Source organism: Marinomonas ushuaiensis DSM 15871 (assembly GCF_000521805.1).
Lineage (GTDB): Bacteria > Pseudomonadota > Gammaproteobacteria > Pseudomonadales > Marinomonadaceae > Marinomonas > Marinomonas ushuaiensis.
In genome coordinates this window covers 93,734-106,390 of sequence record NZ_JAMB01000006.1, presented here as the reverse complement: position 1 = coordinate 106,390, position 12,657 = coordinate 93,734, and the positions used below count along the sequence as shown (strand labels likewise).

General features: G+C 40.3%; 16 protein-coding genes. 14 read left to right on the top strand and 2 right to left on the bottom strand.

Annotation, left to right across the window (positions count from 1 at the left end; genetic code table 11):
* Positions 1-63 precede the first annotated feature (63 nt).
* Genes MUS1_RS08385 through MUS1_RS08370 form a run of 4 tightly spaced genes read left to right on the top strand, consistent with a single transcriptional unit; the run spans position 64 to position 2,649 of the window.
* A complete protein-coding gene (locus tag MUS1_RS08385; RefSeq protein WP_036161226.1) occupies positions 64-837 on the top strand; it encodes a ParA family protein in 774 nt (257 codons plus the stop codon).
* A 9-nt stretch (positions 838-846) separates the two neighbouring features.
* Positions 847-1,692 carry a chemotaxis protein CheW gene (locus MUS1_RS08380; protein ID WP_051436181.1) on the top strand — a complete coding sequence of 282 codons (846 nt, stop codon included), beginning with the start codon at positions 847-849 and terminating at the stop codon, positions 1,690-1,692.
* Positions 1,693-1,728: 36 nt separating this feature from the next.
* Complete coding sequence (locus tag MUS1_RS08375; protein WP_036161225.1) at positions 1,729-2,220, top strand: chemotaxis protein CheW; 492 nt, start codon at positions 1,729-1,731, stop codon at positions 2,218-2,220.
* A 21-nt stretch (positions 2,221-2,241) separates the two neighbouring features.
* Positions 2,242-2,649, top strand: a complete 408-nt coding sequence (locus tag MUS1_RS08370; protein WP_036161222.1) for a DUF2802 domain-containing protein — start codon at positions 2,242-2,244, stop codon at positions 2,647-2,649.
* Here MUS1_RS08370 and MUS1_RS08365 read toward each other — a convergent pair.
* Positions 2,637-2,885, bottom strand: coding sequence for an EscU/YscU/HrcU family type III secretion system export apparatus switch protein (locus tag MUS1_RS08365; RefSeq protein ID WP_036161221.1), 249 nt, complete (start codon positions 2,883-2,885; stop codon positions 2,637-2,639). The two genes, MUS1_RS08370 and MUS1_RS08365, sit on opposite strands and share 13 nt — an antisense overlap.
* Positions 2,885-4,513 (bottom strand): flagellar hook-length control protein FliK, encoded by a 1,629-nt coding sequence (gene fliK, locus MUS1_RS08360; protein WP_036161219.1) that lies wholly within the window; start codon positions 4,511-4,513, stop codon positions 2,885-2,887. Before fliK ends, MUS1_RS08365 begins: the two co-directional genes overlap by 1 nt.
* Before the next feature lie 108 nt (positions 4,514-4,621).
* Between fliK and ccmA the strand changes: the two genes are divergently transcribed.
* The 10 genes from ccmA (at position 4,622) to zipA (ending at position 12,409) form a co-directional block, all read left to right on the top strand.
* Complete coding sequence (ccmA, locus tag MUS1_RS08355; protein WP_051436180.1) at positions 4,622-5,236, top strand: cytochrome c biogenesis heme-transporting ATPase CcmA; 615 nt, start codon at positions 4,622-4,624, stop codon at positions 5,234-5,236.
* Complete coding sequence (gene ccmB / locus MUS1_RS08350) at positions 5,233-5,895, top strand: heme exporter protein CcmB (protein WP_036161215.1); 663 nt, start codon at positions 5,233-5,235, stop codon at positions 5,893-5,895. The genes ccmA and ccmB overlap by 4 nt, the downstream gene beginning before the upstream one ends.
* Positions 5,895-6,641: a heme ABC transporter permease gene (locus MUS1_RS08345; protein WP_036161213.1), complete on the top strand. Its 747-nt coding sequence runs from the start codon at positions 5,895-5,897 to the stop codon at positions 6,639-6,641. Before ccmB ends, MUS1_RS08345 begins: the two co-directional genes overlap by 1 nt.
* Positions 6,631-6,807: a heme exporter protein CcmD gene (ccmD, locus tag MUS1_RS08340; RefSeq protein ID WP_036161211.1), complete on the top strand. Its 177-nt coding sequence runs from the start codon at positions 6,631-6,633 to the stop codon at positions 6,805-6,807. Before MUS1_RS08345 ends, ccmD begins: the two co-directional genes overlap by 11 nt.
* Positions 6,807-7,274 (top strand): cytochrome c maturation protein CcmE, encoded by a 468-nt coding sequence (gene ccmE, locus MUS1_RS08335; RefSeq protein WP_036161209.1) that lies wholly within the window; start codon positions 6,807-6,809, stop codon positions 7,272-7,274. The genes ccmD and ccmE overlap by 1 nt, the downstream gene beginning before the upstream one ends.
* A 12-nt stretch (positions 7,275-7,286) precedes the next feature.
* Complete coding sequence (locus tag MUS1_RS08330; protein WP_036161205.1) at positions 7,287-9,230, top strand: heme lyase CcmF/NrfE family subunit; 1,944 nt, start codon at positions 7,287-7,289, stop codon at positions 9,228-9,230.
* Positions 9,223-9,732, top strand: a complete 510-nt coding sequence (locus tag MUS1_RS08325) for a DsbE family thiol:disulfide interchange protein (RefSeq protein ID WP_036161462.1) — start codon at positions 9,223-9,225, stop codon at positions 9,730-9,732. Before MUS1_RS08330 ends, MUS1_RS08325 begins: the two co-directional genes overlap by 8 nt.
* The gene (locus MUS1_RS08320) at positions 9,729-10,139 is read left to right on the top strand and encodes a cytochrome c-type biogenesis protein (protein ID WP_051436179.1); all 411 of its coding nucleotides are present in this window, start codon (positions 9,729-9,731) and stop codon (positions 10,137-10,139) included. Before MUS1_RS08325 ends, MUS1_RS08320 begins: the two co-directional genes overlap by 4 nt.
* On the top strand, positions 10,136-11,317 hold the full coding sequence (locus tag MUS1_RS08315; protein ID WP_245595778.1) for a tetratricopeptide repeat protein: 1,182 nt from the start codon (positions 10,136-10,138) through the stop codon (positions 11,315-11,317). The genes MUS1_RS08320 and MUS1_RS08315 overlap by 4 nt, the downstream gene beginning before the upstream one ends.
* Positions 11,318-11,380: 63 nt before the next feature.
* Positions 11,381-12,409: a cell division protein ZipA gene (gene zipA, locus MUS1_RS08310; RefSeq protein WP_036161202.1), complete on the top strand. Its 1,029-nt coding sequence runs from the start codon at positions 11,381-11,383 to the stop codon at positions 12,407-12,409.
* Positions 12,410-12,657: the final 248 nt, after the last annotated feature.

Sequence of the window (12,657 nt, the reverse complement as noted above, 5' to 3'; positions counted from 1 at the left end):
ACTGTATATGATTGCAAGGAATTCGTAAGAAAAATAATGGCATAGGATATCAAGGGAGTCAGAGTGCACATTTGGGCAGTGGCGAATCAGAAAGGCGGTGTAGGTAAAACGACAACAGTTGTCTCCTTGGCAGGTCTGTTGGCTGATGCTGGACATCGAGTATTAATGATAGATCTTGATCCTCATGGATCATTGACTAGCTATTTTCGGTTTGACCCAGACTCAATCGAAAAAAGTGCATATAACCTATTTCAAGTGCCGGGTAAAATACCCGAAGACCTTCCAGCTTCTTTGATTTTAGAAACTGGGCATCCTAATTTGTCTTTATTGCCTGCGTCCACAGCTTTGGCCACATTAGAGCGTCATGCTCAGGCGCAAGGTGGTATGGGTCTTGTTATATCTAAAACACTTGCTGTTTTATGGGATGATTATGATTACGTCTTGATTGATAGCCCACCTGTGCTTGGTGTTTTGATGATTAATGCATTAGCGGCTTGTCAGCAGCTTGTTATACCGGTGCAGACAGAATTTTTAGCGATTAAAGGTTTGGAACGAATGGTGAGAACATTAACCATGATAAACCGAGCGAGAAAACGCCCAGTTCCATTTTTAATTGTGCCAACACTTTTTGATAGACGTACCCAAGCATCAAATAAAAGCTTACGAAGTTTAAAAGATACTTATGAAGAATTGGTGTGGCACTCCGTCATTCCAGTAGATACAAAATTAAGAGACGCAAGTACCGCAGGTATTGCTCCTTCAGCGTTAGACCCAAATGCACGTGGGGTTAAAGCTTATACAAGTCTGATGGATTCTTTGTTGAACCCAGCGGGATAGTAACGATTTATGAAAGATACAAAGAATAAAGAACAAGAATTAATCGCTCCTCAGGCTGCTGTTCAACGCTACCTAGATGACTTATTGCAGGAGGCAACTGAGGAGTTTCAAGCTGAAAGTACGCAAGATACTTTTGATCTTGAAGAGAAGCCTGGAACTAGCTCAAATGACATAGATTTTAATGAAGAAGAACTGTCTGCTTTAGACTCGTCTTTTAAAAACTTTGAAAATGCTATCTCGGTAAACGAATCAGAGATTTCTAATGATTCGGAGAAAGTGAATACTATTGAGCCAGAGCCAGAGCCAGAGCCAGAGCCAGAGCCAGAGCCAGAGCCAGAGCCAGAGCCAGAGCCAGAGCCAGTGGCCCGAGTTGCGAAAACAGACCCTTTACCATGGGCTGTGGGCCGTTTTGAATGTTTACTTTTCCGAGTAGGTGGTTTAAAAATGGCGGTTCCACTAATTGAGCTAGGTGGAATATTTCAAAGTGATCAAGACAAGCTAACCTCACTTTTCGGTCAACCGGATTGGTTTATGGGGATTGCTAATGTCGGGGAGTTTAATCTTCGAACAGTTGATACTGCTCGTTGGGTAATGCCCAACCACTATGATGGTGATTTGAAAGAAAATTTCAAATTTGTGATTCAGCTTGATCGTTCAGACTGGGGAGTAGCTTGTGAGGAAGTTGCAGAGGCTATTACCTTAGAACCGTCGCAAGTTAAATGGCGAAGTGATAGAAGTAAAAGGCCTTGGTTAGCAGGTACAGTCATTGAGCATATGTGTGCCATACTAGATGTCCAAGGTTTTGTAGAGTTGTTAGATGATCCAAAAAATGGTTTTAAGAATTCGCTCAAATAATTGTTATGATCATTTTATGATCTTGGGAGAGTAATCATGTCAACGAGTATCGCATTGAAAACCGCCAGTAATTCTGAAGACCCAATGCTGCAATGGGTAACATTCCGCTTAGAAAATGAAATCTATGGTGTCAATGTTATGCAAGTAAAAGAGGTTTTACGTTACTCTGAAATTGCGCCTGTACCTGGTGCACCAGCTTACGTTCTTGGTATTATTCATTTACGTGGTACAGTCGTTACTGTTCTTGATACTTGTCAGCGCTTTGGCTTACCTTCTGGTCAAATTAGTGATGCGAGTCGTATCATGATTCTAGAAGTTGAAGGTTATGTGATTGGTCTTCTTGTGGATGCTGTTTCTGAAGTGGTTTATCTTCGTCAATCAGAAATTGAAGTAACACCAAATGTTGGTAATGATGAATCTTCTAAGTTTATTCAAGGCGTTTGCCATAAGAATGATATTTTGTTGATTCTTGTTGATCTTGATAAATTGTTGTCTGAAGATGAGTTATCTGAAGTCGGCGGTATATAAGTCGTAAGGTAGTTGTTCTAGATGGAATCTCAATGGTTATTTAACCTTTTACTCACTCTCCAGTTTTTCATTTTAATTGGTGTTGTTGTGTGGGCTTTTCGTTTATCAAAGCGATTAGATCGAATGAAGCTTCAACATACTGACACTGAGATTAGTCAGAAGAAACAAGTTCAAGTACTTGCCTCTGGATCAATAGGGATGGGGCGACGGTTGGTGGCTATTGAGAAAAAACTAAATCTTGCGGTTGAAAAGCAAACTGAAATTTTATCTAAAGAAGGTAATGTTTCTTATAACCGTGCTATGGAGCTTCTAGAAATGGGAGCAACTATTGATGATTTAGTATCTAAATGCGGTTTGATTCGAGCAGAAGCAGAATTGATTAGTTTGTTAAAAAAAGAATCTCGTAAGAGCTCTGATTACCATCGATGATTTTTGATTTGATGTGCGAATGCGATAATTTCAGCAACCGCTAAATATAAAGATTCAGGAATTTCTTCCCCTAGCTCCAAAGTGCTGAGCATTTCTACAAGTTCAGGACTTTGGTGCAACATGACATCATTTTCCTTTGCTACTTCCATTATCTTCTCAGCCAGTGCACCGCTGCCTTTTGCCACTATTTTAGGTGCTGTGTCATAGTCATATTTTAGAGCAATGGCTTTTTGCATTATGTCCTCACATCAATCAAGGATTGATTTTTACTAAGTGTATTTTCTTCGTTCGCTAATTTTGATTGAAACGTATCAAGCTGCTCGACTTCGATATTTTTTTCGCGTAACTGCTCTTTTAAGATTGGCATATTTTGTTGTAGTTTTTGGAGAGTTTCTTTCTCTTCTGCTATGAAGATAATACTTACTTTTTTTCCTTGGATACTGGTTCTAGCCTCGAACCGTCCGGTTTCTTCAAAATCAAATTTCAATTTAACCAACCATCGCCTATCTTGTTTATCACTTTGTTGTTTTTCTGAATCTTTATCAATTTCTATGCGTACAAAATTGTAAGTTTGTCCATTTCTGACTGGGAGCTCTATGTGTAATGGATAAATCTGATTGTTGATTTGATTAGGATCTGAAAAATGTCGTAATTGCGTGGTGGTAATGCGTTCAATAGCGTTGGCAATTTGCTCAGTTGGAACGCTACCTAAACGTAACGCACCTATGCTTTCTTGGGCTTCTTTTAGTCGACTTAGATTAAGTTTCAAGTCTGCAGGCAGTAGTTCAGCTTTATTGTTAGTTAATAAAGATTCCGAAAAAACGCCACTAGTTTGCATGGCTTGTTTCATTGTTTCAGGTGATGCTGTTAAATTGGCTAGACTTGGGAGACCTTGAATGAGTTGTTTGAGAGCTTGTTGTGTTTGAGGGGGCGCGCTAGATGATGCTTCACTAAGTGTTTGTAATTGTTTTATGAGTTGAGACATATCATTAAGTTGAAGTTGCTTTGGTAGGCTCAGTTTCAATGTTTCTATTTGCAGTGAGGCTGCTGCATGATCTACTTTTGCTGGTAGTACTTGCATGTTGTTATTGGCATCAACAAGAACGCGAATAGTATCGCCTCGTTTAAGTTCTGTTTGACTGATGATAGGAAATTCATTTTTTCCATCTGTTACGGTAATAAGGTGAGTTTGGTTTGTATTCATTGAAGTCTGTGTTTGGGCTGTGTTCGATAGGCCGTTTGAAATAAGAGTGTTTTGTTGGATATTGCTTTGTGAAGACGTCGGTATGTTTGTTGACGATGTATTGATATTAGTTGGTGTAGTGCTACTTTGCAGAGCATTTGTTTTAGCTGATGTATTCTGTGGCGCTTGTGGTGCACTTTCTGTTTTTGAATTGCTTGGTGTAACATTCGTTTGTGGTGTAGCAGCTTGATTGGCGGTTGTTGATAAAACGGTTAGATTAACAACGCGAGAAGCAAGTATTAGGTTATCGACTTGTTTGGTTTGTGGTGTGTTAGGCGTTTGCTGTGCTTGGCTTGGTAAAGCTTCTTTAGTAAGTGTGAGAGCTCCTTGAAAAGCATTGGTTTTATTTAGCTGAGCACTTTTTAAATCGCTGACATCAATAGGTAATCCAGTATTGATTAAGGTGAAAGGCTGTTGGCTTCCTGTGGCATGAAGTAACTGAATAGCTTTGCCTTGAAATTGAAGCGTTTCACTTCCTTGAAACTTAATTAAGCTCATGTTTTCTATGAGTTTAATTTCATTACTTAATTTGGCCAACGTACCAGTATTGCCTAGTGTCATGTTACTGGCATTCTGTTTACTCTGTGAAGGATTCAACATCGAGAGGATGTCAGAGATCATATCGCTTGCCTATCGGTTCGTTATTTAAGAAAGAATCTCATATAATACGAGAGCTTTAATATTCAATAATGATGCTGACTAATATATCGGCCTGAATGGATAAATCTTTTGCAATCTTCTGCTTTTTTAACAATATCAGACCTTTGGATTGAACGTGGAGAAAGAGATCTTTGTAAAAGGCTCTCTTTTGATGTTTTCTCTGGTGATGTGCTGCGTATCTTAGGCGAAAATGGTGCAGGGAAGAGTTCCCTTCTGAAGGTGATTTCAGGTGCTATATCGCCATTAGAAGGAAAGGTGTTCTATGGCGGTCAAGAAGTGACAAATGATCGTCATTCTTTGCAGGAAAGTATCTTATATCTCGGTCATTCGGCGGGTGTGAAAAAAGTGCTAACGGTTGAGGAAAATCTTCGTTGGTATTGCCCTTCAGTTTCATCAAGTGAGTTACATTCTGCGTTAGAGGCGTTGGGTCTTCTTTCCTTGTTGGATTCCTCTGTAAATACATTATCAGCAGGTCAAATTAGGCGTGTGGCCTTGTCTCGTTTATGGCTAAGTAAGCAAAAGTTATGGTTGCTTGATGAACCTTTTTCCTCTTTAGATGCCGAAGGTGTAGGTATTTTAGAAAAACGTATAATGCAGCATACAGCATCGGGTGGTGCGGTTATTTTAACAACACATCAAGATTTATTGTCTCTTCATTCACGAGATATCAGTCTGTCCCTATGACGTATTTATCCTTTATAAAAACAGAATTTTTAGTCTTGTGGCGACGTAAACAAGATGTATTTAATGCGCTTCTATTTTTTATTATCGTTGTGGTGTTGTTTCCATTGGGGGTGAATCCTTCATCTGATTTTTTAGCGCCAGCCGCCGATGGTATTATCTGGTGTGCAACAGTATTGGCTATTTTAATGGCGATAGAAGGCATGTTCAAAGAAGACTATACAGATGGTTCATTAGAGCAGTTAGTTATCAGCGGACTGTCTTTGTCTTTATTAATGTTGTTAAAAACAACAGCGCAATGGCTTGCTGTTCTTTTGCCATTGTTGTTAATGATGCCTTTATTAGCTGAAATGCTTTATTTACCAGATGGCAGTTTTTGGGTGCTAATCGTAACCTTGGTGATTGGTACACCGAGTTTATTTTTAATTGGATCAATTGGCGCTGCTTTGACAGTTTCATTAAAACAAGGCGCCATGTTGGTTATGCTTTTGATGTTGCCGTTTTATTTACCCGTTATTATTTTTGCTACATCCGCTGTTCGTGCTGCACAATTAGGATTGCCTTATTTAGGGTTGTTGGCGATGTTGCTAGCGGTTTTCCTTTTGTCTCTGGTGATTGCGCCTTTTATGACAGCGATTGCTATAAAAGCGAGTACAAATTAATGAGTTGGACTTGGTTTCATAAATTAGGATCGCCAAAATGGTTCTTTCATTGGTCTAAATCTTTGGCGTTACCTCTATTTGGTTTTGGCTGTATATGTTTGCTTTTTGGGCTTGTCTGGGGGGTGGCTTTTGCACCTGAAGATTACCAGCAAGGCAATAGCTTTCGGATTATCTATATTCATGTCCCCGCTGCCATATTAGCGCAATCCTGCTATCTCGCTTTAGGATTGTCTGGACTCGTTTTTCTCGTTTGGCAAATGAAGATAGCACCGATTTTTATTAAAGCCGTTGCTCCAGTTGGAGCCGTTATGGCGTTGATGGCGTTAGTATCTGGCGCGATCTGGGGAAAGCCTACTTGGGGAACTTGGTGGGTTTGGGACGCAAGATTAACGTCTGTACTGGTGCTTTTTTTATTGTATATGGGAATTATAGCTCTGCAGAATTCATTGAATGATGTGACGTTAGCCAATAAAGCCGTCGCTGTCATTAGTGTTGTTGGGTTGATTAATTTGCCTATCATTAAATATTCTGTGGAATGGTGGAACACGTTACACCAAGGCGCAACGTTCACATTGACCGAAAAACCCGCAATGCCAGCTGAAATGTGGGTGCCTTTATTGATTTCAACAATAGGTTTGTACTGCTTAGTCGCTGGGTTGGCTTTATGGCGAATGCAGACCGAAATTTTGATTCGTGAACACAGGTCGAACTGGGTGAAACAAGAGGTAATGAAAGATGGCCTTTGATAATCTAACTGATTTTTTTGAAATGGGACGGCACGGTGTTTATGTGTGGTCTGTTTATGGTTTTAGTACAGTATCGTTAGCCCTGATAACTTGGTCGACCTTATCTAAACGCCATCAGATACAAGAGACATTACGCAAACGTTTTTTAAGAGATAAAACAATCTAATGCATCCTGTCAGAAAGAAACGACTGTTCGTTATTATGATTATTCTTGTGCTTTTGGGGAGCGTGGTTAGTTTGATTATGTATGCCCTTCAGCAGAATATTAATCTTTTTTATTCACCTTCCCAGATCGTAACAGGCGAGGCTCCCTATAATGCAAACATCCGTGCTGGTGGAATGGTTGTTGAAGGGAGTGTTGCACGTGATCCAGAAACCCTAGCTGTGTCTTTTGAAGTGACTGATTTTCGACATAAAGTGAAAATTGAGTTTAATGGCATCTTGCCAGATTTATTTAGGGAAGGTCAGGGCATTGTGGCACAAGGGAAATTGAATAGTAACGGCGTGTTTGTCGCGACTCAAGTACTGGCGAAACACGATGAAAAGTACATGCCACCTGAAGTGACGGAAGCATTAGAAAATGCCCAAAACACATCATTGAATAATACTTCAAACATACAACCTACTTATTGATTTAGGCTTTTTATGCTTCCTGAAATTGGTCAGTTTTCACTGATATTGTCATTATTTTTCGCTCTTTCTTTGGCTTTTGTTCCATTGATCGGCTATTGGACAGGGAATCGATTGTTATTAGAAACGGCCAGACCCCTGACGTTTATAATGTCATTCTTGGTTCTAGTGAGCTTTGTCATATTAGGTTGGTCTTTTGCAGTCGATGATTTTTCTGTGCTGTATGTTAGCCAGAACTCAAACAGTCAATTACCAATTTGGTACAAACTGAGTGCTTTGTGGGGGGGTCATGAAGGGTCGTTGTTACTTTGGGTGTTGATTTTAGTTGGTTGGTGTTCAGCTGTTGCGTTAAAAATCAAAACCCTACCAAAAGATATCGGACCTATTGTGTTGTCTATCTTAGGCATGGTGAGTTTAGGTTTTTTGGCATTTCTTCTTTTCACGTCTTCTCCGTTTGTTCGCTTATTGCCGAATGCGCCTGCTGACGGTGGTGATTTAAACCCACTCTTGCAAGACATAGGTTTAATTGTTCATCCGCCATTGTTGTACATGGGATACGTCGGATTTTCTGTGGCCTTTGCTTTTGCAGTTGCAGCACTTATTACTGGGAGCTTGAACTCATCTTGGGCTCGTTGGGCGAGACCTTGGACGGCCGCTTCTTGGGCGTTTCTGACGCTTGGTATTACCTTGGGGAGTTGGTGGGCTTATTATGAACTTGGTTGGGGTGGTTGGTGGTTTTGGGATCCAGTTGAAAACGCTTCATTTATGCCTTGGTTAGCTGGAACCGCTTTACTGCACTCATTAGCGGTAACGGAAAAACGTGGTGTGTTTAAAAGTTGGACAGTTTTGTTGGCGATCTTCACTTTTAGTCTGTCGTTACTGGGCACCTTTTTAGTTCGTTCCGGCGTATTAACCTCTGTTCATTCCTTTGCTGCAGACCCGACTCGTGGCGTGTTTATTCTGACTCTATTATTAATACTCGTTGGTGGAAGTTTGCTCTTGTATGCCGTTCGAGCGGCTCAAGTCAGATCGAGTGTGTCATTTGGCGTAACTGGGCGAGAAGCGTGGTTGTTACTAAATAATATTTTACTCACGGTACTGACACTGACGGTGTTACTTGGCACTTTATATCCATTGATTTTCGATGCTTTAGATTTAGGCAAAATCTCAGTAGGCGCGCCTTATTTTAATACGGTTTTTACTCCTATTGCGTTATTACTGATTGTCTTTATGGCGGTTGGTCCACTTTCGAAATGGCATAACACCAAACCAAGTGTTTTTCTTTGGCCTTGTTTGGTATCAGCTGTTTTGTCGATACTGATTTCTGGGGTGATTACTTTTATTTATGAATTCAATCTGATTGCGTGGTTAAGTTTGTCCGTTGCGCTTTGGGTTGTGTGTTTGTCTTTTGGTGATTGGTTTATCAAGGTGTCAGCAGGTACAAAAGGCATTATCCCGAGGGCACGTCAATTACCGAGAAATTATTACGGCATGCTGTTGGCGCATCTTGGGATTGTTGTGACCTTAGTTGGCATTGTTTTAGTGAGCCTAAATAGCAGCGAATCCTTGCTACGATTATCACCGGGTGACCAAGCCAGTGTTGCAGGTTATGAATTTAGGTTTGATGCTTTAGAACAAGTTAAAGGGCCAAACTACGTTGCAGATAAAGGGCATTTTACGGCGTATAAAAACGGCTTGCCTGTTGCTGAGCTTCATCCCGAAAAACGTTTATTTACGACCAGACAACAAGTTATGACAGAAGCGGCATTAGATGCTGGTTTCACACGAGACTTATACATCTCTTTAGGTGAAAAGTTAGACGGTTCCGCTTGGGGCGTGAGGATTTATGTTAAGTCTTTTGTGCGTTGGATATGGTTAGGCGGTTTAATGATGATGGCTGGTGGTTTATTAGCCGCATTAGATAAACGGTATAAAAGACGAGTAAATGACCATGCGTAAGTTTTTACTTTTTGTTCCTCTCGTTATTTTTTTGATATTAGGTACCTTCTTTTATCTCCAGCTAGGTAAAGATACGCAATACATGCCTTCGGCATTGATTGGGAAAAATGTACCAAGTTTCAAAATGGTGTCATTGAAAACTGATCAAGTGCTAACTCAAGACGATTTACCTAAGCAGCCATATTTGATTAATTTTTGGGGAACTTGGTGTCCTGCTTGTCATATAGAGCATCCATTTTTGGTAGAGCTTGCTGAACAAGGTGTGACTTTGGTAGGCGTAGATTATAAAGATGAGAAATCTCTCGCAGAGCAATGGCTAGCTCAAAAAGGCAATCCTTATACAATGATATTGATGGACGAATTAGGGCGTTTTGGTGTTGATTTAGGCGTAACAGGCGCACCAGAAACCTTTGTGGTGAATGCTTCTGGTCAGATCGTGTATCGTCATCAAGGCCCGATAAATGCAGATAACTGGTCTGAGATAAAAGGGTATTTACAATGATTGTATTAAAAGTGTTTGTTGCATGGTTTGTACTGACGTTCTCTGTTAGCAGTGTGGCGGATGAGCTTATGCAATTTAGTTCTGCTTTAAATAAAACACGCTATCAAAGCCTAATTGAAGAATTACGCTGCCCGAAATGTCAGAATCAGAATTTAGCCGATTCGGCGTCAGGTATTTCCGTTGATTTACGGGAGCAGGTTCATCAAATGATTGAAGACCGTAAAACTGACCAAGAAGTCATTGATTATATGGTCGCTCGTTATGGCGAGTTTGTGCTGTATCGACCACAGCAATCGTCTGCGACTATTTTGCTTTGGTACGGACCTTTTATTTTACTTGGATTGGGCTTTTTTACCTTTGCAGTGGTGTTAATAGCAAACCGTAAAAAACGAGAGGCACTTTTATGATCATTGCCTATTTGATTATGTGCGCCATGATAGTGTTGAGTATTTTGTACCTCTATTATTCAGTGGCTGTACGTTCAGGTAAACGTATTGATGCGAACCAGCAAGTTTTCTCTAATGTGCGAAGAGCTGAAATTACAGAAGAAGTGGAAGCTGGTCGATTAACATCGCAGGAGTCAGCGCAGCTTTTACTTGATATTGAACATGAATCACGTTTGCAGCCCATTAAGAAATCGCATTTTTTTCATACTGACGTTGAATTAGCTCGTTGGGTTATGTTGGCGATTGTTGCCGTTGCGGTTCTTGGTAGCGTTAGCCTTTATCAATCGATGGGTTATTCAAAAGATGTTTTTTTTACACAAGATTTGCAAAACCAACAGCTAACACCTCAAAAAATAAGTGCTTTTCTGCAATATCGTAGTCGACGTTATGACAGGGTTGAAGACTGGTATTATGAAGCCACTGATTTTGTCAGCACTGGAAAATATACTGAGGCTATTATCGCGTTTGAAAAAGCATTGGATAGATTGCCAGAGAATGCAGAAAACCGAACGACCTTGTTAGTGGAATACGCTCAGACTGTTTTTTATGCAAACGGTAATCAAAGTTCAGAAAAAATGCGTCGAGTGGTAGATCAAATACTGAAAGAGGTACCGACAGAAGCAATCGCGTTAGGTTTAAAAGGTGTGTCTGAATTTGATCAGAAACACTATTTAGGCGCAGTATTGGCTTGGCAGGAAGCCATTCGTTATAACCCTCGTTCGGCGGAACGTATCGCTTTATTATCTGCGATTGGTAAAGCTCGTGAAGCAGGCGCTATTAATTATGAACAAGTTGCTCCCATCATTACGCATCAAGTTGCGGTAAAAATTGAATGGGAACCAAATCGTTTACAATGGCATTCAGATGACATTTTATTAGTTTACGCTTTAGTAGAAGGGCAGAAGATGCCAGTCGCAATACAAAGAGTGTTACCGGAAGAACTTGGTCAGCCTATTTTGTTAACGAACCTAGATTCGCCAATGCCAACTGGGACACTTGTAGACCTTAAGAAGGTCGATTTGATGGTGAAATTGTCTAATATTAATGACAATGATCTGACAAAAGGACGAATTATCGGTATAAAAGAGAGTTCTCTTGTAAATAGTAAAGAGATTATCGTAATCAAAGTGGCCTTGTAATTGAATCCTAAGGCGCTTCGTTTGATAATACGTCAACTTTAATTCAAGTAATCGGAATGAGTAATGGAATTTACCTTACGTGAATGGCTAATTTTGATTGGGGTCGTCATCATTGTCGTAATCCTCATAGATGGATTTCGTCGATATAAAAAAGGGCAAGAATTTGCTCAAGCAGATGGTGATCTTGAAGACTCTGTCGAGAATGCTTTAGCCCCTCAAAAGAAAATGTCAGCCTATAATGAAAAGACATTTGATGGAGGGAACAAAGTCCCACAGAACCCGATGGCAAACGCATTTGAAAATGCCAGAAATACAGTAAAAGCCCCTTTGGCTGAAGTGCCTCATAAAGTAGATTCTGGGCCAACATTAGATCGAGGTGAAGAAATGCACCTTGATGAATTAGCTGGGTTGGTTCCTGATAGGGATTTTGGTGATTCAGCTATTTCTGAGCAAAATTATTCTGATGATGGCTTTTATGAGCAAGATGAGCTTGATCTTGGCTTTGAGGTAGAAGCAGATAGTCAAACAGAGGGAGAGACTCAATCTAATGAAGATTACGAGCGTCATTACTCGGAAGTAGATATTGCTCAAGTCACACCTCAAGGCTTAATCGAAAATATCGAAGATGAATATGATAACAATGATGATCTTACAGAAATTGAAGAGGTCATCGTTATTAATATTCTTGCACCTGAAGATCAGAATTTCTCTGGAATGGAGCTATTACAGCTCATTTTGAATTGCGGGATGCGTTACGGAGAAATGGATATTTTCCATCGTCACGAAGATGGTTTTGATCGAGGTCGAGTGCAATTTAGCATGGCAAATGCCATTGAACCTGGAACCTTTGATTTAGAAACTATGGGTGAAAACGATTGCCCAGGCGTAAGCTTCTTTATGGGGTTACCGGGCCCAAAGAACAGCATGAAAGCCTTTGATTTTATGCTTGAAACGGCACAAACCTTGGTGCGCAATTTAGGTGGCGAATTACGTGATGAGCGCCGTACACTAATGAGCGATCAAACAATTGCCCATTGCCGTCAGCGAATACGTGATTTTGAACGCCGACGCTTAATGCGAACTAAACAATAAAAAGCTAGACCTAAGAAAAGAAATCAGGGCCCTAAGGGGCCTTGATTGTTTATATACGATGCAAACCTGTAGAAAACTTGAGTTTCCTGATACATACGGAATCCACTACTGTATTAGCAATACTCTCACATCGATTTTTATAATCTACAGACACTTAATCGAAAAAATAAAAGCGAATTTTAGCTAAGGTAGTGCTTCAAAGCAGTACTTTAAGACAGTACTTTAAGACAGCTCCTTAGCTTGTTGAG

Coding starts and splice junctions, on each gene's coding strand:
- MUS1_RS08380 (WP_051436181.1), top strand. CDS start 847: ATGAAAGATACAAAGAATAAAGAACAAGAATTAATCGCTCCTCAGGCT.
- MUS1_RS08375 (WP_036161225.1), top strand. CDS start 1,729: ATGTCAACGAGTATCGCATTGAAAACCGCCAGTAATTCTGAAGACCCA.
- MUS1_RS08370 (WP_036161222.1), top strand. CDS start 2,242: ATGGAATCTCAATGGTTATTTAACCTTTTACTCACTCTCCAGTTTTTC.
- MUS1_RS08365 (WP_036161221.1), bottom strand. CDS start 2,885: ATGCAAAAAGCCATTGCTCTAAAATATGACTATGACACAGCACCTAAA.
- fliK (WP_036161219.1), bottom strand. CDS start 4,513: ATGATCTCTGACATCCTCTCGATGTTGAATCCTTCACAGAGTAAACAG.
- ccmB (WP_036161215.1), top strand. CDS start 5,233: ATGACGTATTTATCCTTTATAAAAACAGAATTTTTAGTCTTGTGGCGA.
- MUS1_RS08345 (WP_036161213.1), top strand. CDS start 5,895: ATGAGTTGGACTTGGTTTCATAAATTAGGATCGCCAAAATGGTTCTTT.
- ccmD (WP_036161211.1), top strand. CDS start 6,631: ATGGCCTTTGATAATCTAACTGATTTTTTTGAAATGGGACGGCACGGT.
- ccmE (WP_036161209.1), top strand. CDS start 6,807: ATGCATCCTGTCAGAAAGAAACGACTGTTCGTTATTATGATTATTCTT.
- MUS1_RS08330 (WP_036161205.1), top strand. CDS start 7,287: ATGCTTCCTGAAATTGGTCAGTTTTCACTGATATTGTCATTATTTTTC.
- MUS1_RS08325 (WP_036161462.1), top strand. CDS start 9,223: ATGCGTAAGTTTTTACTTTTTGTTCCTCTCGTTATTTTTTTGATATTA.
- MUS1_RS08320 (WP_051436179.1), top strand. CDS start 9,729: ATGATTGTATTAAAAGTGTTTGTTGCATGGTTTGTACTGACGTTCTCT.
- MUS1_RS08315 (WP_245595778.1), top strand. CDS start 10,136: ATGATCATTGCCTATTTGATTATGTGCGCCATGATAGTGTTGAGTATT.
- zipA (WP_036161202.1), top strand. CDS start 11,381: ATGGAATTTACCTTACGTGAATGGCTAATTTTGATTGGGGTCGTCATC.